This is a genomic window from Jannaschia formosa, from assembly GCF_003340555.1.
GTDB classification, from domain to species: Bacteria; Pseudomonadota; Alphaproteobacteria; order Rhodobacterales; family Rhodobacteraceae; genus Jannaschia; species Jannaschia formosa.
The window spans coordinates 26,206-44,953 of record NZ_QPLJ01000015.1 but is presented as its reverse complement, the minus strand read 5'-3'; the positions used below and the strand labels follow the sequence as shown (position 1 = coordinate 44,953).

19 protein-coding genes and 1 riboswitch are annotated in these 18,748 nt (G+C 71.0%); of the genes, 11 read left to right on the top strand and 8 right to left on the bottom strand.

The features are described from left to right. From DR046_RS15160 to DR046_RS15135, 6 genes are all read left to right on the top strand, one after another. Positions 1-252, top strand: a complete 252-nt coding sequence (locus DR046_RS15160; protein ID WP_115383245.1) for a sarcosine oxidase subunit delta — start codon at positions 1-3, stop codon at positions 250-252. Beyond that, positions 249-3,170, top strand: a complete 2,922-nt coding sequence (locus DR046_RS15155) for a sarcosine oxidase subunit alpha family protein (RefSeq protein ID WP_115383244.1) — start codon at positions 249-251, stop codon at positions 3,168-3,170. Before DR046_RS15160 ends, DR046_RS15155 begins: the two co-directional genes overlap by 4 nt. Continuing rightward, positions 3,163-3,666 (top strand): sarcosine oxidase subunit gamma, encoded by a 504-nt coding sequence (locus DR046_RS15150; protein ID WP_115383243.1) that lies wholly within the window; start codon positions 3,163-3,165, stop codon positions 3,664-3,666. The genes DR046_RS15155 and DR046_RS15150 overlap by 8 nt, the downstream gene beginning before the upstream one ends. A gap of 423 nt (positions 3,667-4,089) precedes the next feature. Beyond that, entirely contained in the window at positions 4,090-6,111 is a 2,022-nt protein-coding gene (gene dnaG / locus DR046_RS15145) for a DNA primase (RefSeq protein ID WP_115383242.1), read from the top strand. Positions 6,112-6,194: 83 nt separating this feature from the next. Continuing rightward, positions 6,195-8,180, top strand: coding sequence for an RNA polymerase sigma factor RpoD (rpoD, locus tag DR046_RS15140; RefSeq protein ID WP_115383241.1), 1,986 nt, complete (start codon positions 6,195-6,197; stop codon positions 8,178-8,180). Between the two features lie 389 nt (positions 8,181-8,569). Then, positions 8,570-8,833, top strand: coding sequence for an HlyU family transcriptional regulator (locus DR046_RS15135; protein WP_115383240.1), 264 nt, complete (start codon positions 8,570-8,572; stop codon positions 8,831-8,833). A gap of 40 nt (positions 8,834-8,873) precedes the next feature. Here the strand turns inward: DR046_RS15135 and DR046_RS23685 are convergent, their stop codons facing one another. After that, positions 8,874-9,032 carry a hypothetical protein gene (locus DR046_RS23685; RefSeq protein ID WP_167767129.1) on the bottom strand — a complete coding sequence of 53 codons (159 nt, stop codon included), beginning with the start codon at positions 9,030-9,032 and terminating at the stop codon, positions 8,874-8,876. 106 nt (positions 9,033-9,138) lie between these two features. Between DR046_RS23685 and DR046_RS15130 the strand changes: the two genes are divergently transcribed. After that, complete coding sequence (locus tag DR046_RS15130) at positions 9,139-9,600, top strand: thiol-disulfide oxidoreductase DCC family protein (RefSeq protein ID WP_115383239.1); 462 nt, start codon at positions 9,139-9,141, stop codon at positions 9,598-9,600. Next, positions 9,513-10,109: a DUF4166 domain-containing protein gene (locus DR046_RS23680; RefSeq protein ID WP_280652850.1), complete on the top strand. Its 597-nt coding sequence runs from the start codon at positions 9,513-9,515 to the stop codon at positions 10,107-10,109. The genes DR046_RS15130 and DR046_RS23680 overlap by 88 nt, the downstream gene beginning before the upstream one ends. A gap of 24 nt (positions 10,110-10,133) precedes the next feature. On the opposite strand, the gene DR046_RS15120 is transcribed toward DR046_RS23680, so the two are convergent. Continuing rightward, positions 10,134-11,015, bottom strand: coding sequence for a glycosyltransferase family 2 protein (locus DR046_RS15120; RefSeq protein ID WP_115383237.1), 882 nt, complete (start codon positions 11,013-11,015; stop codon positions 10,134-10,136). Between the two features lie 61 nt (positions 11,016-11,076). On the opposite strand from DR046_RS15120, the gene DR046_RS15115 reads away from it, so the two are divergent. From DR046_RS15115 to ribD, 3 genes are all read left to right on the top strand, one after another. After that, positions 11,077-11,493, top strand: a complete 417-nt coding sequence (locus tag DR046_RS15115) for a secondary thiamine-phosphate synthase enzyme YjbQ (RefSeq protein WP_115383236.1) — start codon at positions 11,077-11,079, stop codon at positions 11,491-11,493. Between the two features lie 102 nt (positions 11,494-11,595). Continuing rightward, positions 11,596-12,060: a transcriptional regulator NrdR gene (gene nrdR / locus DR046_RS15110; RefSeq protein ID WP_115383235.1), complete on the top strand. Its 465-nt coding sequence runs from the start codon at positions 11,596-11,598 to the stop codon at positions 12,058-12,060. A gap of 17 nt (positions 12,061-12,077) precedes the next feature. After that, positions 12,078-13,151, top strand: coding sequence for a bifunctional diaminohydroxyphosphoribosylaminopyrimidine deaminase/5-amino-6-(5-phosphoribosylamino)uracil reductase RibD (ribD, locus tag DR046_RS15105; RefSeq protein ID WP_115383234.1), 1,074 nt, complete (start codon positions 12,078-12,080; stop codon positions 13,149-13,151). Positions 13,152-13,260: 109 nt separating this feature from the next. On the opposite strand, the gene metK is transcribed toward ribD, so the two are convergent. The 6 genes from metK to DR046_RS15075 form a co-directional block, all read right to left on the bottom strand. Then, positions 13,261-14,445 (bottom strand): methionine adenosyltransferase, encoded by a 1,185-nt coding sequence (metK, locus tag DR046_RS15100; RefSeq protein ID WP_115383233.1) that lies wholly within the window; start codon positions 14,443-14,445, stop codon positions 13,261-13,263. A 4-nt stretch (positions 14,446-14,449) separates the two neighbouring features. Continuing rightward, positions 14,450-14,499, bottom strand: a riboswitch (SAM-SAH riboswitch). A gap of 9 nt (positions 14,500-14,508) precedes the next feature. Continuing rightward, positions 14,509-15,990, bottom strand: coding sequence for an apolipoprotein N-acyltransferase (gene lnt, locus DR046_RS15095; RefSeq protein WP_115383232.1), 1,482 nt, complete (start codon positions 15,988-15,990; stop codon positions 14,509-14,511). Positions 15,991-15,994: 4 nt separating this feature from the next. Further along, positions 15,995-16,876, bottom strand: a complete 882-nt coding sequence (locus DR046_RS15090) for a hemolysin family protein (protein WP_209313597.1) — start codon at positions 16,874-16,876, stop codon at positions 15,995-15,997. 52 nt (positions 16,877-16,928) lie between these two features. Next, entirely contained in the window at positions 16,929-17,426 is a 498-nt protein-coding gene (ybeY, locus tag DR046_RS15085) for an rRNA maturation RNase YbeY (RefSeq protein ID WP_115383230.1), read from the bottom strand. Continuing rightward, positions 17,423-17,752 (bottom strand): ribonuclease E inhibitor RraB, encoded by a 330-nt coding sequence (locus tag DR046_RS15080; RefSeq protein WP_115383229.1) that lies wholly within the window; start codon positions 17,750-17,752, stop codon positions 17,423-17,425. The genes ybeY and DR046_RS15080 overlap by 4 nt, the downstream gene beginning before the upstream one ends. Then, entirely contained in the window at positions 17,749-18,711 is a 963-nt protein-coding gene (locus DR046_RS15075; RefSeq protein ID WP_115383298.1) for a PhoH family protein, read from the bottom strand. The genes DR046_RS15080 and DR046_RS15075 overlap by 4 nt, the downstream gene beginning before the upstream one ends. Positions 18,712-18,748: the final 37 nt, after the last annotated feature.

Here is an 18,748-nt window from a genome sequence, read left to right as displayed (position 1 = left end):
ATGCGACTGACCTGCCCGCTCTGCGGCGACCGAGACCGGCGCGAATTCTACTACCTGGGGCACGAGACCTGGCTCGACCGCCCCGCCGCCGACGCCCCGCCCGAGGCATGGGACGCCTATCTCCACCTGCGAGACAATCCCTGCGGACCTACCCGCGACCTCTGGCAGCACGAGGCGGGCTGCGGCGCCTGGCTCGTCGTCTCCCGCGACACGGCCACGCACGAGATCGCCTCGGTGGAGCTTGCGCGATGAGGGTGCCCGGCTACGGCCTGATCGACCGCGACGCGCCGCTGAAGTTCCGTTTCGACAACGACTGGGTGAAGGGTTACGCGGGCGACACCGTCGCCTCGGCCCTGCTGGCGCAGGGCACGCGGCTGATGGGCCGCAGCTTCAAGTATCACCGCCCGCGCGGGCCGCTGACGGCCGACAGCGCCGAGCCCAACGCCCTCATCACCACCCATGACGGCGCCCGCCGCATCCCGAACGTCCGCGCCACCGTGCAACCGGCGATCCACGGGCTGCGCACGCGCAGCCAGAACGCCTGGCCCTCGCTTGGCCTCGACGTGCTGGAGGTCAACGACCTCGCCGCGCCGTTCCTAGGCGCAGGCTTCTATTACAAGACCTTCATGTGGCCGCCCAAGGCCTGGGAAAAGCTCTACGAGCCCCTGATCCGCCGCGCGGCAGGGCTGGGGGCGCTTTCGGGGGACCCAGACCCGTGGCGGCAGGAAAAGGCCTTCGCCCATTGCGACCTGCTGGTGGTGGGTGGCGGACCGGCGGGGCTGATGGCGGCGCGTGAAGCGGCGGAAGCCGGGGCGGACGTGATCCTGGCCGACGAGGACGAAATCCTCGGCGGCCGCCTGACCCGAGAGGCCGAGGCGGTGGACGGCAGACCGGGCCATGCCTGGGCCGCCGAGACCGTCGCGGCGCTGCGTGCAATGGGCGTCCGCGTCATGCCCCGCACCACCGTGACCGGTGCCTATGACGGCGGGACCTACGGCGCGCTGGAGCGGGTGTCGCACCACCTCGCCGACCCGCACCCGGACCTGCCGCGCGACTGCTTCTGGCGGATCGCGGCGAAGTCCTGCGTTCTGGCGGCGGGTGCGCTCGAGCGGCACATCGCCTTCCCGATGAACGACCGGCCGGGGATCATGCTCGGCTCGGCCGTCCGCGCCTACCTGCGCCGCTGGGGGGTCGCCCCGGGCCACCGGATCGCGATCTTCACCACCTCGGACGACGGGCACCGCACCGCCGCCGACCTGCGCGCGGCGGGGATCGAGGTGCCCGCGGTGATCGACCCGCGCGAGGACGCGCCCGAGGGGGCGATCCGGGGCGAGGTCGTCGGCACCTCCGGCAGGCTGGGGCTGACGCGGATCGAGATCCGCCCGTCGGGCGGCGGCCGCCGCTGGATCGAGTGCGACGCGCTCGCCGTCTCGGGCGGGTGGAACCCGACGCTGCACCTGACCTGCCACCTGGGGGCCCGGCCGGTCTGGGACGAGACGCTGGCAACCTTCGTGCCGAGGGACGGCGCGGTGCCCGGCATGACCGTCGCGGGCGCCGCCGCCGGTCTCTTCTCGACCGCGCAGGCGCTGGAGAGCGGGCGGGAGGCGGCGCAGGCCGCCCTGGCGCGGATCGGTCGCCAGCACGCGAGCACCGCCCTGCCGAAGGCCGACGCCACGCCGCCCCGCCAGATCGCACCCCTGGACGTCCGCGGACCGAAGGGCACGCGGCACCGCGCCTGGCTCGACTTCCAGAACGACGTGACCGTGAAGGACGTGCGCCAGGCCGCGCAGGAGAACTACGCCTCCGTGGAGCACATGAAGCGCTACACGACGCAGGGCATGGCGACCGACCAGGGCAAGACCTCGAACGTCGCCGCGCTCGCCGTGCTGGCCGACGCGACCGGGCGCGGCATCCCCGAGACCGGGACGACGACGTTCCGCCCGCCCTTCTCGCCCGTGCCGATCAGCGCAATGGGGGCGGGGGCGACCGGCGCGGGCTTCGCGCCCGAACGGCTCACCACCTCCGACCCGGCGATGCGGGCGCGCGGCGCGCCGATGATCGAGACAGGGCTCTGGTACCGCCCCGGATGGTTCCCGCAGGGGGACGAGGACTGGCGGGCCGCCTGCAGCCGCGAGGCGGCGATGGTGCGGACGACGGTCGGCGTGGCCGATGTCAGCACGCTGGGCAAGATCGACATCCAGGGGCCGGGCGCCGCGGCGCTGCTTGATTTCGTCTATGCCAACAGCTTCTCGACCCTGAAGGAGGGCCGCGTCCGCTATGGCCTGATGCTGCGCGAGGACGGGCATGTCATGGACGACGGCACCACCGCGCGGCTGGGCCCGCAGCACTACGTCATGACCACGACGACGGCGGCGGCGGACCAGGTCATGCGGCATCTCGAATTCGTCACGCAATGCCTGCGCCCCGATCTCGACGTGGCGCTGATCTCGACCACCGAGCAATGGGCGCAGTTTTCGGTCGCCGGTCCCCGTGCCCGCGAGACGGTGCAGTCCATCGTCGCCGAGCCGGTCACCGACGAAACCTTCCCCTTCATGGCCTGCGGTCCCGTCACCGTCGCGGGCACGCCCGGGCGGCTGTTCCGCATCTCCTTCTCGGGGGAACATGCCTACGAGATTGCGGTGCCGTCCCGCTACGGCGCCCATCTCTGGCGCGACCTGCTTGCGCGGGCCGAGGCGCTGGGCGGCGGGCCCTACGGGATGGAGGCGCTGAACGTGCTCCGGATCGAGAAGGGCTTCATCACCCATTCCGAGATCACGGGCCGCGTCACGGCCTTCGACATCGGGATGGACCGGATGATCTCGGAGAGGAAGGACTGCATCGGCAAGGCGGCCTCGCGCCGCCCCGCCCTGTTGGAGAACCGCGAGGAGATGGTCGGATTGCGCAGCCTCGGCGGCGCGCCGATCACCGCGGGCGCGCATCTCTACCGCGAGGGCGACCGGCCGGATGCACCGAACGATCAGGGTTACGTCACTTCGCCCTGCTGGTCGCCGGCGCTGGGCGCCCATATCGCGCTGGGCTTCCTTCGGAACGGCCGGTCGCGGCACGGAGAGGTGGTGCGGATGGTCGACCGCGTCCGCGGCCACCAGACCCGGGTCGAGATCGTCGACCCGGTCCAGTTCGACCCGAAGGGAGGGCGCGCCCGTGGCTAACCTCATCGCCCGCAGCCCGGCCGAGGGGCTGCTGCCCCTCGCCAATGGCGACGCCACCCTGTCGGAGGTCGTGCCGGAGGCGATCACCTCGCTGATGGCGCTGGATGGCGCCACCTTCCCGCTGCCCGGCCCGGGGCGCAGCACCCAGCGCGGCGGCGGGCTGCTGCTCTGGTCGGGGCGCAACCAGGCCCTTCTGGTCGGCCCGAGGCCGGACCCGATCCCGCAGATCGCGATGACGGACCAGTCGGACGCCTGGGCCGTTCTGCGGCTGGAGGGGCCGGCCGCCCGCGCCGTGCTGGCGCGGCTGACGCCGCTCGACCTTCGCGATGCGGGGTTGGGCGAGGGCCGCGTGGCGCGCAGCCTGCTCGGCCACATGCCCGCCCTGTTCCACCGTGCGGGGCCGGATCGGTACGAGCTCTTCGTCTTCCGGTCGATGACGGGCACCGCCGTGCACGAGGTGGAGCGCGCGATGCGGGGGGTCGCGGCGCGGGGATAGATAGCCTTCTCAAGCCGCTGTCCTCGCGCGGCGGCTTCACCCGTGCCGTGCTGCGCCGGACCGAATCCCCGCCCCCGATCCGCTGCGCTATTCCCCTCGTACCGTCAGCGCGACCGACGAGGTGCCGACGCCGATCGAAAGGCCCGCGGTGACCGCGATCCCAAGCCCGAAGGCGAAGGCTACCCCCGCGAGCAGCGGCAGCGGAAACGGTCGGGGTGGAGGCGGCGGTCTGTTCATGGCGCGAAACTCGGTGGCGAAGGCGCCGGAATCGCGATGGCATCCGGGCGGTTTCGCGGTCGCGCAACGAGGCCCGTGGCCGCGGTGCAACAGCAACCCCCGCAGGTCGTCCCGGCACCTCCCGCAGCGGCGAGAGTTTCGCCCCGGCGACTCGACTCCGGCGGGGGGCGACCCGATATTGAGGGCATGCGCTTGCCAGACAGCTTCCTCGACGACCTCAGATCCCGGCTGAGCCTCAGCCAGGTGGTCGGCCGCAAGGTCGTCTGGGACATGAAGAAGACCAACCAGGCCAAGGGCGACTGGTGGGCGCCCTGCCCCTTCCATCAGGAGAAGTCGGCAAGCTTCCACGTCGTGGACAGCAAGGGCTATTACTACTGCTTCGGCTGCCAGGCGAAGGGCAACCTCTTCGGCTTCGTGCAGGAAAGCGAGAATGTCGGCTTCATGGAGGCCGTCGAGATCCTCGCCCGCGAGGCCGGGGTGCCGATGCCCGCCCGCGATCCGAAGGCGGCGGAGAAGGCGGACCGCGCCTCGGAACTCGCCAAGGTGACCGAGGCCGCGACGAAGTGGTTCCGGATGCAGCTCAAGACCGGTGCCGCGCAGGAGGCCCGCGCCTATCTGGAGCGGCGCAGGCTCGCCCCCGAGACGCTGGATCGGTTCGAGATCGGCTTCGCGCCCTCCCAGCCCGACGCCCTGCTGACGGCGCTCTTGGCCAAGGACATCCCTTTCGAGAGGATCGAGGCGGCGGGCCTCGCGCTGGTCGAGGAGGACGGGCGTCGGCGCGACCGCTTCATCAACCGCATCATCTTCCCGATCCGTGACGCGCGCGACCGTGTCATCGGCTTCGGGGGGCGCGCGATGAACCCGAACGCGCCGGCCAAATACCTGAACTCGCCGGAAACCGAGCTCTTCGACAAGGGCGCGAACCTCTACAACCTGCGCGCGGCGCGGACGGCGGCGGGCAAGGGCCAGCCGCTCGTCGTGGCCGAGGGCTACATGGACGTGATCGCGCTGTCCCAAGCGGGATTCGAGGCCGCCGTCGCGCCGCTGGGCACCGCCGTCACCGAGCGGCAGCTGCAGCTGATGTGGCGCGTCTCGCCAGAGCCGCTGATCGCGCTGGACGGCGACGCAGCGGGACAGAAGGCGGGGCTGCGCGTGGCTGACCTGGCGCTGCCGCTGGTGGAGGCCGGGCAGGCGCTGCGTTTCGCGATCCTGCCCGAGGGCGTCGACCCCGACGACCTGATCCGCGCCGAGGGACCGGGCGCGATGCGGCGGGTGCTGGACGACGCGGTGCCGATGCTGACGCTGCTCTGGCGGCGCGCCACCGAGGGTCGCAGCTTCGACAGCCCCGAGCGTCGGGCGATGCTGGACCGCGACCTGCGCGCGCTGCTGGGCCGGATCTCCGATGCCAGCCTGCGCCGCCATTACGGGCAGGAGGTGGCGCGCCTACGGGCCGAGCTGTTCGGCGTGCCGGTCACCGACGCCCTGCCCGCCGCGCCTCCGCCGCCGCCCGAGGACGGGCGCTGGGCCCCCCCGCCCGAGGACGGGCGTTGGGCGCCCTCGCCGCCCGACCGGCCCTGGCAGGGCAACAGGCGGCGCCCGCGCCGCGGCGCGCCCCTCCCCGCCGCCACGACGACCCGCACCTCGGCGCTGGTGCAGGGCGCGCTCGACCCCGACGCGCTTCTGGAGCAGGTCGCGTTGGCCGGGCTGGTCCTGCATCCCGCCCTGATCGAGGAGTTCGCCGAGCGGCTGGAAGGCACTTCTTGGTCGCGGGGCGACCACGGGCGGTTGGCCACGGCGCTGCTGCGCCTGCCGCCCGGTGCCGCGCCGGACGCGGCCCGCGCGCATCTAATCGACGCGATAGGGCCCGATGCGCTTGATTCCCTTCTTGCTCAGCCCCAAATCCGCATCTCGCCGGTCGCTCGGCCCGGAGCGACCGCCGACGACGCGCGCCCCTGCATCGAGGGTGCCTTCGTCAGCCTCGACACGCGGCGGGGCATCGACCGGGAAGCGCGCGAGGCGCTGGAGGATTTCGCCGATGGCGGCGACGAAGCGATGACATGGCGCCTGGCCCAAGCGGCCCGGCGCCGCCACGACGCGGCCCGCGTCAGCGACGGCATGAAGGGGGAAGCGGTGGCGGAAGCCTCCAACGCCTCCTACTACGACGATCTGCTGGCCACGCCGCCGAGGAAGACCCGCCGCAAAAAGTGATTCGGGGTGCGGCCCCCGGCGATTCGCGCTAGTGATTCGTTCACGCTTGATCAGATTCGATGATTCCGCCGGAGGGACAACGGATGGCCAAAGACACGGACGACCAGAAGCCCGACGTAGAGGGCGATATCTCGCTCGACATGAGCCAGGCCGCCGTCAAGCGCATGATCGCCGACGCGCGGGCCCGCGGCTACATCACCTACGATCAGCTCAACCAGGTCCTGCCGCCGGAGCAGGTGTCGTCCGAGCAGATCGAGGACGTGATGTCGATGCTCTCGGAGATGGGCATCAACATTGTCGAGGCCGAGGAAGCCGAGGAAGAGGACGAGCAGCCGAAGGGCTCCACCGAGCTGGTCGACGCCTCCCGGAAGGGCGGCGCGGTCGCCACCTCCGAGGCGTCCGAGCAGAAGCTCGACCGTACCGACGACCCCGTCCGGATGTACCTGCGCGAGATGGGCTCGGTCGAGCTTCTGTCGCGCGAGGGCGAGATCGCCATCGCCAAGCGCATCGAGGCCGGCCGCAACACCATGATCCTCGGGCTCTGCGAAAGCCCGCTGACCTTCCAGGCGATCACGATCTGGCGCGACGAGCTTCTGTCCGAGGACATCCTGCTGCGCGACGTGATCGATCTTGAGACGACCTTCGGCGACCAGCTCGAGGAGGAGGCCGAGGGCTCCGTCGCCGCCGCCGCCGCCGCGACGCCGGCCAACGACAACAGGGCAGACGCCCGCCCCGAGCTCGACGCCGACGGCAACCCGATCTCGACCGACGAGGACGAGGAGGAGGACGACGGCGCGAACATGTCGCTCGCCGCGATGGAAGCCGCGCTGAAGCCCCGCGTGCTGGAGACGCTGGACCGCATCGCCGAGGACTATGCCCGCCTCGCCGACATGCAGGACCTGCGCATCAGCGCGACGCTGAACGAGGATAACAGCTTCTCGAAGGCCGACGAGGCGACCTACCAGCAGCTCCGCTCCGAGATCGTCGAGCTGGTCAACGGGCTGCACCTGCACAACAACCGCATCGAGGCGCTGATCGACCAGCTCTACGGCATCAACCGCCGGATCATGTCGATCGACTCGGGCATGGTGAAGCTGGCCGACCAGGCCCGCATCAACCGGCGCGAATTCGTCGAGGCCTATCGCGGGCACGAGCTCGACCCCGCCTGGGTCGACCGCATGATGGAGCAGCCGGGCCGCGGCTGGCAGGCGCTGTTCGAACGCTCCCGCGACAAGGTCGAGGAGCTGCGCGGCGACATGGCCCAGGTCGGCCAGTATGTCGGCGTCGACATCAACGAGTTCCGCCGCATCGTGAACCAGGTGCAGAAGGGCGAGAAGGAAGCCCGGCAGGCCAAGAAGGAAATGGTCGAGGCCAACCTGCGCCTCGTGATCTCGATCGCCAAGAAATACACGAACCGCGGCTTGCAATTCCTTGATCTCATTCAGGAAGGCAATATCGGCCTGATGAAGGCCGTCGACAAGTTCGAGTATCGCCGCGGCTACAAGTTCTCGACCTATGCGACCTGGTGGATCCGGCAGGCGATCACACGCTCCATCGCCGACCAGGCGCGCACGATCCGCATCCCGGTCCACATGATCGAGACGATCAACAAGCTGGTCCGCACCGGCCGTCAGATGCTCCACGAGATCGGGCGCGAGCCCACGCCGGAAGAGCTGGCCGCCAAGCTGCAGATGCCGCTGGAGAAGGTCCGCAAGGTGATGAAGATCGCCAAGGAGCCGATCTCCCTCGAGACGCCCATCGGCGACGAGGAGGATTCGCAACTCGGCGACTTCATCGAGGACAAGAACGCCGTCCTGCCGCTCGACAGCGCCATTCAGGAGAACCTGAAGGAGACGACGACCCGCGTCCTGGCTTCGCTCACCCCCCGCGAGGAGCGTGTGCTGCGCATGCGCTTCGGCATCGGGATGAACACCGACCACACGCTCGAAGAGGTCGGCCAGCAGTTCAGCGTGACCCGCGAGCGCATCCGCCAGATCGAGGCGAAGGCGCTGCGCAAGCTCAAGCACCCGAGCCGGAGCCGGAAGCTGCGCAGCTTCCTGGACCAGTGATCACGGATGACGGGATTAGGCTGCTGCGAAAGCAGATGGCCGAAGTCCCGTCGCCGAATGTAACAGATGCATTCCTTCGGCTCGCCTTTTGCTTTTCTGAGCTTCCAACGCTGGAGGCACGTCCGGACTCGCACGGCTACATTTCGAGGGATCTACGCGCTTACTCCGGCGGTGATTGGCTTCTATCGGCGGTGTTGAACCAGCATTCTGTGCTGATATACTTTAGAAGTCCCGCATTTCGTAATGGTTGGTTCAACAAAGATGAGGTGCTTACCGCCTTTGCTCGGTCAGAACCGACTAAGTACAACGACGTGAAGCTGAAGATCTACCAGTTGGACGAGGCTTCGAAAGTGGCAAGCTTTCTTGCGGCGAGAATGGTGAGGTAACCAATGTCGATACTGAAGAAGATTTTCGGCGGCGGCGCGTCCGAGCCCGCTGCCCTGCCCTCCGAGGAGTACAAGGGCTACACGATCACCCCCGCGCCGCAGAAGACAGGCGACGGTTTCCGTGTTGCCGCGACCATCGAGAAGGACGGCCGGACTCATCAGCTGATCCGGGCGGACACGTTGCGCGACCACGACGGGGCCGTCGATGCGTCCATCCTGAAGGCGAAGCAGGTCATCGACCAGCAGGGCGACCGCATCTTCGACTGAGCTGCCAGCGAACGGGCCCCGGACGTGCCGGGGCCCCTCTTCACTTGCGGGTCTTCGGCGGGAACCGGTCGTCCGGTTCGACCTCCGTGCCGGTCGTGACCGAGTTCGGGTCATGTGTCGTGCCGACGGGGCTGTCGGCGGGCACTTCGCGGGGCTTGCCGGGCCGGTCGGTCCGCGGCGGGGTCTTGGGCGTCGTCATCTGGAATCCTCCTTCGATTACAGGACAAACGCGGAAGACGCCGCCCGCGGTTCCCCGGCGCGATGCCGCATGGCCAGAAGGCGCCGCAGCGGCTATCCCCGGGGGCATGAGCCGCCCCGTCTCCGACCTCTCCGCCCCTGCCCGTGCGGCGCTGGGCCGGCATGACGCGATCGTCTTCGACGGGGAATGCGTGCTCTGCTCCGGCTTCTTCCGCTTCGTGCTGCGCCACGACCGCGCCGGGCGCTTCCGCTTCGCGACTGCGCAATCGCCGCTGGGCCAGCTTCTCTACCGCGATCTCGGGCTGCCGACCGACGCGTTCGAGACCAATCTCGTCATCGTCGACGGCCGCATCCATGAGCGCCTTCCGGCCTTCGCCGCCGCCATGTCGGCGCTGGGCTGCCCGTGGCGCGCGCTGGCCCTGTCGCGGGCGATCCCGGAGCCGCTCTCCTCGGCGCTCTACCATGCCGTCGCGCGCAACCGATATCGCTGGTTCGGCCGCACCGATCACTGCCTGATGCCCACGCCGGAGCTTCGCGACCGCTTCCTCGACCTGCCCGCCGCGGCATAACTCCGCTCTACAGGCGGGCCCTCGGCGCCGCGTTCGACGCCCTGCCGCCCGCGCTCCGCCGCCTTCATGGCGGCCCTGGCCGCTGGCGCGGCATGGCGGAGCTGACGCAGGGCACCGGCGCCGCCCGTCTCGCGGCGCGCAGCGCGGGTTATCCTGGGGCCGAGGGGACCCTGCCCCTGACCCTGACGATCGCGCAGGACGGGCCGGGCGAGATCTGGACCCGCAGCTTCGACGGGTTCCCGGTCGTCTCCCACCAGCGCCTGCGCCCCGATGGCCGCATCGCCGAGCGCCTCGGCCCCGCCACCGTCCTCCTGCAGGCGGAGGCGCGGGCGGACGCGCTTTCCGTGACGGTCGCGGGGCTGCGGGCCGGGCCCCTGCCCCTGCCATCCGTCCTGACCGGCGGCGGGGTGGAGACAGCCGAGGCCGAGGCCGTCCGCTTCGACGTCTCGGCCCGCCTGCCCGGGATCGGCCTGCTGATCCGCTACCGCGGAACGTTGCACCCGGACTGAGGAGATCCTACCTCCGGCGGCAGGTCAGCGCCGCGCCCGGAGCTCCAGCTTGTTCAGCGCCCGTGTCCAGAGCCGCCGGTTCACGCCCTTGTGGACGAAGGGCCGCGTCGTTCCCGGATGGGTCGGCGTCAGTACCTCCTCGGCCAAGGGCGGCCGCGTCCCGTCGCCCTCCGGCGGGCCGGGCAGGTCGCGGAAGCCGCGCACCTCCGGCCCGTCCAGCCGCTCGGCCAGGGCCGCGCCCAGCGTCCGCCGTCCGAAGCGCGAGGTCGGCACCTCGGGCAGCTGCGCCAGCCACGGCCGCGCCAGATGCGCCATCGGTGCCGCACCCAGCGCCTGCATCGCCCGGGCGCAGCCCGCCTCGCTACCGGCGAAGCGCCACCCGGCGGCGCGCAGCCGGGGCACGTCCAGGATAGACAGCGCGTAAAAATATTGCGCCGTCGGCGACCCGCGCCCATCCGGCGGCACGAAATGAAATGCCGCCCCCCCGGCGATGGCGCGGAACTGCCCCGCACGCCGCCCCTGCCGCGGTCCCATGGCGATCAGGGGCGTCGCGGCCATCTGGTCGGGTGCGGCGAAGATAGACCCGAGATCGGCCAGCGCCCCCGCATCGATGGCGCGGAACAGCTGGCAGTCGTCCTGCACGAACATCGCCCAGCGCGCGCCGCACATGTCGAACGCGGCCTGCATGTTGGCATAGAGCCCGCCCAGCCGCGCATCCCCGCGGGCCTCGGGCCGCCAGACTTCCAGGTCGCGTCCCGCCAGCGCCGCCTCCACCCGCGGATCGGCCGATCGGTCGTCCATCACCGTCACGCGGAACCCTGGCGCGTGGCGCGCGATGCTGTCGAGGCACCAGGCCAGATGCGCCCCCCGGTCGTAGCTGAAGACGAAGATTTCCAGACTGTCCAAGGCCGCGTCCCTCCGCCGCCCTACATGACTGGCCACGCCGCCCCGCACAACCGAGGACGCCATGCAGACCACCTTCACGATCCAGACCCGCGGCCCCGGCCTGACCGAGTTCACCCGGGAGGTCGCCGCCTGGCTGCCCGACGCTTCGGGCCTGCTGACCCTGATGATCCGCCACACCTCGGCCAGCCTCCTGATCCAGGAGAACGCGGATCCCGAGGTGCGGACAGACCTGACCGAATGGCTGCACCGCACCGTGCCACCCTCGACCGATCCCAGCCTCTCCTACCTGACCCATACCTACGAGGGGCCGGACGACATGCCCGGCCATATCAAGGCGATGCTGCTGCCCGTCTCGCTCCAGATCCCGGTAACCGGGGGGCGCATGCGACTCGGCACCTGGCAGGGCCTCTACGTGGTGGAGCACCGCACCCGCCCCCAAGCCCGCGAGGTCGCGGCGCATTTCGCGGCCGACGCCTGAGCCGGGCTTGCCACCCTACCCATGGGGGGGCAGAGTGGCGCGGCACCAACCCTTCGCCCCCGCCGCCATATCTGGCGGGCCCCAGCGGCCGGAGACCGAACCATGCGCTGCCCCTTCTGCGGGAACGTCGATACCCAAGTGAAGGATTCCCGCCCGGCCGAGGATCATGTCGCCATCCGCCGGCGCCGCTTCTGCCCGGCCTGCGGCGGCCGCTTCACCACCTACGAGAGGGTGCAGCTGCGCGACCTGGTGGTGGTCAAGACATCCGGCAAGCGCGAGGAGTTCGACCGCCAGAAGCTGGAGCGGTCGATCCGCATCTCGATGCAGAAGCGGCCCATCGACCCGGAGCGGATCGACCAGATGATCTCGGGCATCGTCCGGCGGCTGGAAAGCATGGGCGACACCGACATCCCCTCCAAGATCATCGGCGAGATCGTGATGGAGCGGCTCGCGGCCATCGACACCGTCGCCTATGTGCGTTTCGCCAGCGTCTACAAGAACTTCCAGGCGGCGGACGATTTCGAGGACTTCGTGGCCGAACTCCGCCCGCCCGCGCAGGACTCGTGACCGATCACGCCCACTGGATGGGTGCCGCGCTGGCGCTGGCGGCGCGGGGTCTGGGCCGCGTCTGGCCCAACCCGGCGGTCGGCTGCTTGATCGTCGCGGGCGGCCGCGTCGTCGGGCGCGGGCGCACCGCGGACGGCGGCAGGCCGCATGCCGAGACGGTAGCCCTGGCCCAGGCCGGGGCGGCCGCGCGCGGCGCGACCGCCTATGTCACGCTGGAGCCCTGCGCCCATCACGGCCTGACCCCGCCCTGCGCCGACGCCCTGATCGCGGCGGGCCTGGCGCGCGTCGTCGTCGCGCTAGGCGACCCCGACCCCCGCACAGATGGCGGCGGCCTCGCCCGGCTGCGGGCGGCGGGGATCGAGGTGATCCGGGGCGTGCGCGAGGCCGAGGCCCGCGATCTTCAGGCGGGGTTCCTCAGCCGCGTGATCCGTGGCCGCCCGATGGTGACGCTGAAGCTTGCCACGACGCTCGACGGCCGCATCGCGACGGCCTCGGGCGAAAGCCAGTGGATCACCGGCCCCCTCGCCCGCGCCCATGTCCACGCCCAGCGCGCGCGCCACGACGCGGTGATGGTCGGCGCCGGCACGGCACGGGCCGACGACCCGCTGCTGACCGTGCGCGGCCATGGCGCGGTCCCCCAACCCGTGCGCATCGTCCTCTCCCGCAGGCTCGACCTGCCGCAGGACAGCGCGCTCACCCGCTCCACCGCCATTGCCCCGGTCTGGATGCTGCACGGCCCCCACGCCGCCGCCGAGCGCCGGAGGGCGCTAGAGGCGCGCGGCGTCACCTGCCTGCCGCTCCCGTCCGAAGGCGGTGGCATCGACCTTCACGCGGCGCTGCGGCTGCTGGGCGCGCGTGGCCTGACGCGCGTCTATTGCGAAGGCGGCGGTACGCTCGCCGCCGCGCTGCTTCAGGCGGGGCTCGTCGACCGGCTGGACTGCTACACGGCGGGTGCGGCCATTGGCGCCGAGGGCATTCCCGCGCTGGGCGCGATGGGCCTCTCGGCCCTCGCCGACGCCCCCCGCCTCGAATTGCACGAGACCCGCCGCCTCGGCCCGGACGTCCTGACCCGTTGGACGGCCGGGTGTTAACCATTCGTCAAGGTTAACGCCCCGCCCCTTCCTGTGGCCGCAAATACTCCGGGGGGGAGTCGCCGAAGGCGACGGGGGGCAGAGCCCCCCGCCCCCGCCCGCCACAGGCTCAGACGGCGGCCTTCAGCGCCTCGACCAGGTCCGTCCGCTCCCAGGAGAATCCGCCATCCTCGTCCGGCGCCCGACCGAAATGGCCATAGGCCGCCGTGCGCGCGTAGATCGGGCGGTTCAGCCCCAGATGGTGCCGGATGCCGCGCGGGGTCAGGTCCATGACGCGGGCGACGGCGCGTTCGATCGCGGCCTCCTCGACTTCCCCGGTGCCGTGGGTATCGACATAGATCGACAGCGGCTTCGCCACGCCGATCGCGTAGCTGAGCTGCAGCGTGGCCCGCGATGCGAGGCCCGAGGCGACGATGTTCTTGGCGAGGTAGCGCGCCGCATAGGCCGCCGAGCGGTCGACCTTGGTCGGGTCCTTGCCCGAGAAGGCGCCGCCCCCGTGCGGCGCCGCGCCGCCATAGGTGTCCACGATGATCTTGCGTCCGGTCAGGCCCGCATCCCCGTCGGGGCCGCCGATCACGAACTTGCCGGTCGGGTTCACCCACCATTCCGTCGCATCCGACAGCCAGCCCTCGGGCAGCGTCTCGCGGATATAGGGCTCGACCACGGCGCGGACGTCGTCCGAGGTCATCGCCTCATCGAGATGCTGCGTCGACAGCACCACCGACGAGACGCCGACCGGGCGCCCGTCCTCGTAGAGCACGGTGAGCTGCGACTTCGCGTCCGGTCCGAGCGACGGCTCCGACCCGTCCTTGCGGACCTCGGCCAGGCGCCGCAGGATCGCATGGGCGTAGAGGATCGGCGCCGGCATCAGCTCCGGCGTCTCGTCGCAGGCGAAGCCGAACATGATGCCCTGGTCGCCCGCGCCCTCCTCCTTCTCGTTCGAGGCGTCGACGCCCTGCGCGATATGGGCCGACTGCTCGTGCAGCAGGTTCGTGACCTCGCAGGTGGCGTGGTGGAACTTGTCCTGCTCGTAGCCGATATCCTTGATGCAGGCGCGGGCGATGTCCTCGATCCGCTCCATCTGGCGGGCGAGGTTCGCCTTGTCGGCCAGGCCGATCTCGCCGCCGATGACGACGCGATCGGTGGTCGCGAAGGTCTCGCAGGCGACGCGGGCCTCGGGCTCCTCGGTCAGCAGCGCGTCGAGCACCGCGTCGGAGATGCGGTCGCAGACCTTGTCCGGATGGCCCTCCGACACGGATTCGGAGGTGAAGGAATAGGACTTGCGGCTGGCCATGGGATGCTCCGGTGGGTGGTAGTCCGCCCCGTCAGGAAGCCGTTGGGGCGCGGTCGCGCATCGCTATGCGCGATCGCGCCTGGCGTCCACCGCTTTCCTGCGCCCCGCGACGGCCAGCAGCCCCAGACCGGCCAGGATGACCGCCAGCGCGGCCCAGTCGCCGGTCCGGAGATAGGGCGTCACCGGCGCGGCCGCGGGCAGCCGGGCATCCAGATGCCCTGCCTCGTTCAGGCCCAGCGTCGCGACCAGCACGCCGCGCGCGTCGATCACGGCCGAGATGCCCGTGTTGGCGGCGCGCAGCACCGGCAACCCGCTCTCGGCGGCACGCAGCCGGGCCAGCGCCAGATGCTGGCGCGGCCCCGCCCCATCGCCGAACCAGGCGTCGTTCGTCAGGTGCACGATGGCGCGGGGGCGTTCGACGCGGCGGACGTCCTGCGGGAAGATCGCCTCGTAGCAGATCAGCGGCAGCATCCGGCCGAGGCCCGGCACCTCGACCGTCTCCGGCCCCTCGCCCGCGACGTAGCGCCCGGCGAGCTGCGCCGCGAGCGGACCGATGCCCAGCGCCTCGGCCAGCCATGGCAGGGGCAGGTACTCTCCGAAGGGCACCAGCCTGTGCTTGTCGTAGATCCGGGCGATTTCGCCCTCCGGCCCGGTCAGGAGCAGCGCGCTGTTGCGCGGCCCCCCGTCCTCGCCGAAGCGCTGCGCACCGATCAGGACCGGGCCGTCCCCCGCGGCGGCGGCGATGATCGGGCGGATATCCTGCGAGTATTCGACCAGCTCCGGCAGGGAGGTCTCGGGCCAGACGGTCAGCGCGATGGCGCCCTCGCGGGGCGCCGCCGTCGCCTCCAGGCCCCGGCGAAAGAAGATGTTCATGAAGTCGGCGTCCCATTTCTGGGACTGCGGCGCGTTGGGCTGCACCAGCCGGACGAGGGGCGCGTCGGCCGTGGGGCCGGGAACCGGCGCCACGGCGAGGCCCAGCGCGAAGGGCGCGGCCAGCGCCGCCACGCCGAAGGCGGCGAGGACGGGCCGCCAGGTCGCGATCAGGCCCAGCCCCAGCAGCAGGCATAGGCCCATCCCGTGCGCGCCCAGCAGCGCCGCCGAGGGCAGCGCGGGCGAGGCGATCAGCACGTGCCCCGGCATCCCCCAGGGAAAGCCGGTGAAGATGTAGGCGCGCAGCAGCTCCGCCGCCGCAAGCGCCAGGGCCACGCCGATCGCCCCGCCCAGCTTGGCGCCGAGCGCCCCGGCCATGGCCCAGAACAGGCCCATGCCCAGCGACACGGCGCCCAGCGCGATGGGCGCCAGCCAACCGGTCGCGGCGGCGTCGATGAAGAAGGGCTCGACCATCCAGTGCAACGCGACGGCGAAATGCGCCGTGCCGAAGGTCCAGCCGGCCAGCGCCGGGACCCGCGCCCCGGCGATCAGCAGGATTCCCAGCCCATAGGCTGCGATGGCCACTGGCCACAGCCCCCAGGGCGCCTGCCCCAGGGCGGCCAGCCCCCCGGCAAGCAGCCAGAGGATCGGCCCCGTCAGCCAGCGGGGAAGCACGCCGTCAGGCCGCTCGCGGCATTCGCAGGCGCAGGCGCTTGATCCGGCGCGGATCGGCGTCGACCACCTCGATCTCGGCGCCCGACGGGTGCGGGATTACCTCTCCGCGCTCGGGCACGCGGCCGGCCAGCATGAAGACCAGCCCGCCCAGCGTGTCGACCTCGTCCTGATCCTCGTCCTCGACCAGCGGGAAGCCGATCTCCTCCTCGAAATCCTCGAGCGGGGTGCGGGCCAGCGCGAGATAGCAGCCGGACTTCTCCTGCCGCCAGAGCTTGCCCTCGTCCTGGTCGTGCTCGTCCTCGATCTCGCCGATGACCTGCTCGATCAGGTCCTCCAGCGTGACCAGCCCGTCGACTCCGCCGTATTCGTCGATGACCAGCGCCATGTGGGTCCGCTGGGTCTGCATCTTGGTCAGCAGCACCGCGACCGGCATCGACGGCGGCGCGTAGATCAGCGGGCGCAGCAGCGGACGGATGGCGAACGGCTTCTCGCGGTCGCCGTTGAAGCCGTGGTTCAGCGCCAGGTCCTTCAGGTGGATCATGCCGATGGGCTCGTCCAGCGTGGTCTCGAAGACCGGCAGCCGGGTCATGCCGCTTTCGCGGAACACCGCGACGAGGCCCGGCAGGTCGATTTCGGCGGGGACGGCCACGACTTCGGCGCGGGGGATCAGGACGTCGTCGAGGCGCTTGTCCTGGAGGCCCAGCAGGCCTGGGTGATACCTCGGCGGCGGCGTCGCCTCTGAGGCGTCTGCCGGGCCGAAGCCGGCGAGAAGCCGCGCGATCAGGCCGGGCCGTGTAGGGTCTGGGTCGGGGCCTTCGGCCCCTGTCGTGTCTGTACTGGTCGGCCGCGCGCCCTGCGCGGCGTTAGACGATCCGTCAGTGTCCATCGGACCCAAAGGGCTCCTCTTCGAAACGGGAGAAGTTTCCCGCAGCGTCAATCTAGGGTTCGCCATAGGGATCGGGAAGACCCAAACCCGAAAGCACGCGAGTTTCCGCCCGTTCCATCAGTTCCGCGTCGGCCTCGGTCTCGTGATCGTAGCCCAGAAGGTGCAGCGTCGCGTGGACCAGAAGATGGGTGACATGGGCGTCGAATGGCTTGCCCTGCTCGCGGGCCTCGCGCTCGCAGGTCTCCCGGGCGATGGCGATGTCCCCCAGTTCCGGCTCGGGGCCGGGCGGCAGCGGGTTGCCGCCGGGCGTCGCGGCGCCGCGTTCCGCCGAGGGCCAGGACAGGACGTTGGTCGGCCGCGCCTTGCCGCGGAAACCGGCATTCAGCGCGGCGATGCGCGCGTCGTCGCAGCCGAGGACCACGATCTCGCGGGGGCCCTTGACGCCGGCATCGGCCAGCGCGGCGGGGATGGCGACGGCGCAGAGCCGCTCCAAATCCGTCCAGCGGTCGTCCTCGATGACGACGTCGATCTCGGGGGCGGGGCCGGTCACGTGCCGATGAAGCCCCAGCCGGAAGGCACGAAGCCGTAGCGCGCCGCCGCCTCGGAGCAGGCCCGCTCCTCCGCCAGCACGCGGTCGAGCGTCAGGGCCACGGGCTCGGTCTGGACCTCGATCACCTCCTCCTCGTCCTCGTCGGCGGGATAGTGCTCCACATCGTAGCCGCGATCCTCCAGCCAGCCCATGAACTCGGTCGAATCGGCCCCCGGCCCGGCGGTGAAGTGCAGGTCGATCATCGCCCGCTCGGGCAGCGGGCCCTGGGCGGCGATGTCGGCCCATTGCGCCCGGCTCGCCGCTTCCTGCGCCTCGGGATCGATCATTCGCGGCCCTCGGCCAGGCGCGCGGCACGGGCCGCCTCGCGGCGGGTGTCCTCGGCCTCGTAGGCAGTGATGATTTTGGCGACCAGCGGGTGGCGGACGACGTCGGTGGCGGTGAAGTAGTTGAAGCTGATACCCTCGACCCCGGCCAGAATATGCTCGGCGTCGCGCAGGCCCGACTGCACCCCGCGCGGCAGGTCGACCTGGCTGCGGTCGCCGGTGATCGCCATCCGGCTCCCCTGCCCCAGACGGGTCAGGAACATCTTCATCTGCATCGTCGTGGCATTCTGCGCCTCGTCGAGGATGACGAAGGCATTGGACAGCGTGCGCCCGCGCATGAAGGCCAGCGGCGCGATCTCGACCCGCTTCTCCTCGCGCAGCTTGGCGAGCTGCTTGCCCGGCAGGAAGTCGGCCAGCGCGTCGTAGAGCGGCTGCATGTAGGGGTCGATCTTGTCGTCCTGCGTACCCGGCAGGAAGCCCAGCTTCTCGCCCGCCTCCACCGCCGGGCGGGTCAGGATGATGCGGTCGACCTCGCCCTGGATGAACTTGGACACGGCGACGGCCACGGCGATGTAGGTCTTGCCGGTGCCCGCCGGGCCGATGCCGAAGGTCAGCACGTTGTCGAGCAGCGCCTGGGTATAGGCCTTCTGCGCCTCGGTCCGGGGCTCCATCGTCTTCTTGCGGGTGCGGACCTCCAGCCCCTGGCCGGGGAACATCTCCCGCTGGTCGCCGTCGCGGGCCTCGGCCTCGCCGTCGCGCAGGCGGATCAGGCCGTCAATGACGCCCATCGACACCTCCTTGCCGGCCTCCAGCCGCGCATAGAGCGCGTTCAGGACCCGCTCCGCCTCCGACGCGGCTTCGCCGTGGACCAGAAGGGCATTGCCGCGATGGACGATCTGGACGCCGAGCAACTGCTCGATCTGGGCGAGATGGGCGCCGCCGGAGCCGACGAGGTCGATCATCAGGCGGTTGTCGGGGAACTCCAGCTGGAGGGCGATG

What these genes read in the sequence shown, in the direction of transcription:
- DR046_RS15160 (WP_115383245.1), top strand. Translation starts at nt 1, where the DNA reads ATGCGACTGACCTGCCCGCTCTGCGGCGACCGAGACCGGCGCGAATTC.
- DR046_RS15155 (WP_115383244.1), top strand. Translation starts at nt 249, where the DNA reads ATGAGGGTGCCCGGCTACGGCCTGATCGACCGCGACGCGCCGCTGAAG.
- dnaG (WP_115383242.1), top strand. Translation starts at nt 4,090, where the DNA reads ATGCGCTTGCCAGACAGCTTCCTCGACGACCTCAGATCCCGGCTGAGC.
- rpoD (WP_115383241.1), top strand. Translation starts at nt 6,195, where the DNA reads ATGGCCAAAGACACGGACGACCAGAAGCCCGACGTAGAGGGCGATATC.
- DR046_RS15135 (WP_115383240.1), top strand. Translation starts at nt 8,570, where the DNA reads ATGTCGATACTGAAGAAGATTTTCGGCGGCGGCGCGTCCGAGCCCGCT.
- DR046_RS23685 (WP_167767129.1), bottom strand. Translation starts at nt 9,032, where the DNA reads ATGACGACGCCCAAGACCCCGCCGCGGACCGACCGGCCCGGCAAGCCC.
- DR046_RS15130 (WP_115383239.1), top strand. Translation starts at nt 9,139, where the DNA reads ATGAGCCGCCCCGTCTCCGACCTCTCCGCCCCTGCCCGTGCGGCGCTG.
- DR046_RS15115 (WP_115383236.1), top strand. Translation starts at nt 11,077, where the DNA reads ATGCAGACCACCTTCACGATCCAGACCCGCGGCCCCGGCCTGACCGAG.
- nrdR (WP_115383235.1), top strand. Translation starts at nt 11,596, where the DNA reads ATGCGCTGCCCCTTCTGCGGGAACGTCGATACCCAAGTGAAGGATTCC.
- ribD (WP_115383234.1), top strand. Translation starts at nt 12,078, where the DNA reads ATGGGTGCCGCGCTGGCGCTGGCGGCGCGGGGTCTGGGCCGCGTCTGG.
- metK (WP_115383233.1), bottom strand. Translation starts at nt 14,445, where the DNA reads ATGGCCAGCCGCAAGTCCTATTCCTTCACCTCCGAATCCGTGTCGGAG.
- DR046_RS15090 (WP_209313597.1), bottom strand. Translation starts at nt 16,876, where the DNA reads ATGGACACTGACGGATCGTCTAACGCCGCGCAGGGCGCGCGGCCGACC.
- DR046_RS15080 (WP_115383229.1), bottom strand. Translation starts at nt 17,752, where the DNA reads ATGATCGATCCCGAGGCGCAGGAAGCGGCGAGCCGGGCGCAATGGGCC.
- DR046_RS15075 (WP_115383298.1), bottom strand. Translation starts at nt 18,711, where the DNA reads ATGATCGACCTCGTCGGCTCCGGCGGCGCCCATCTCGCCCAGATCGAG.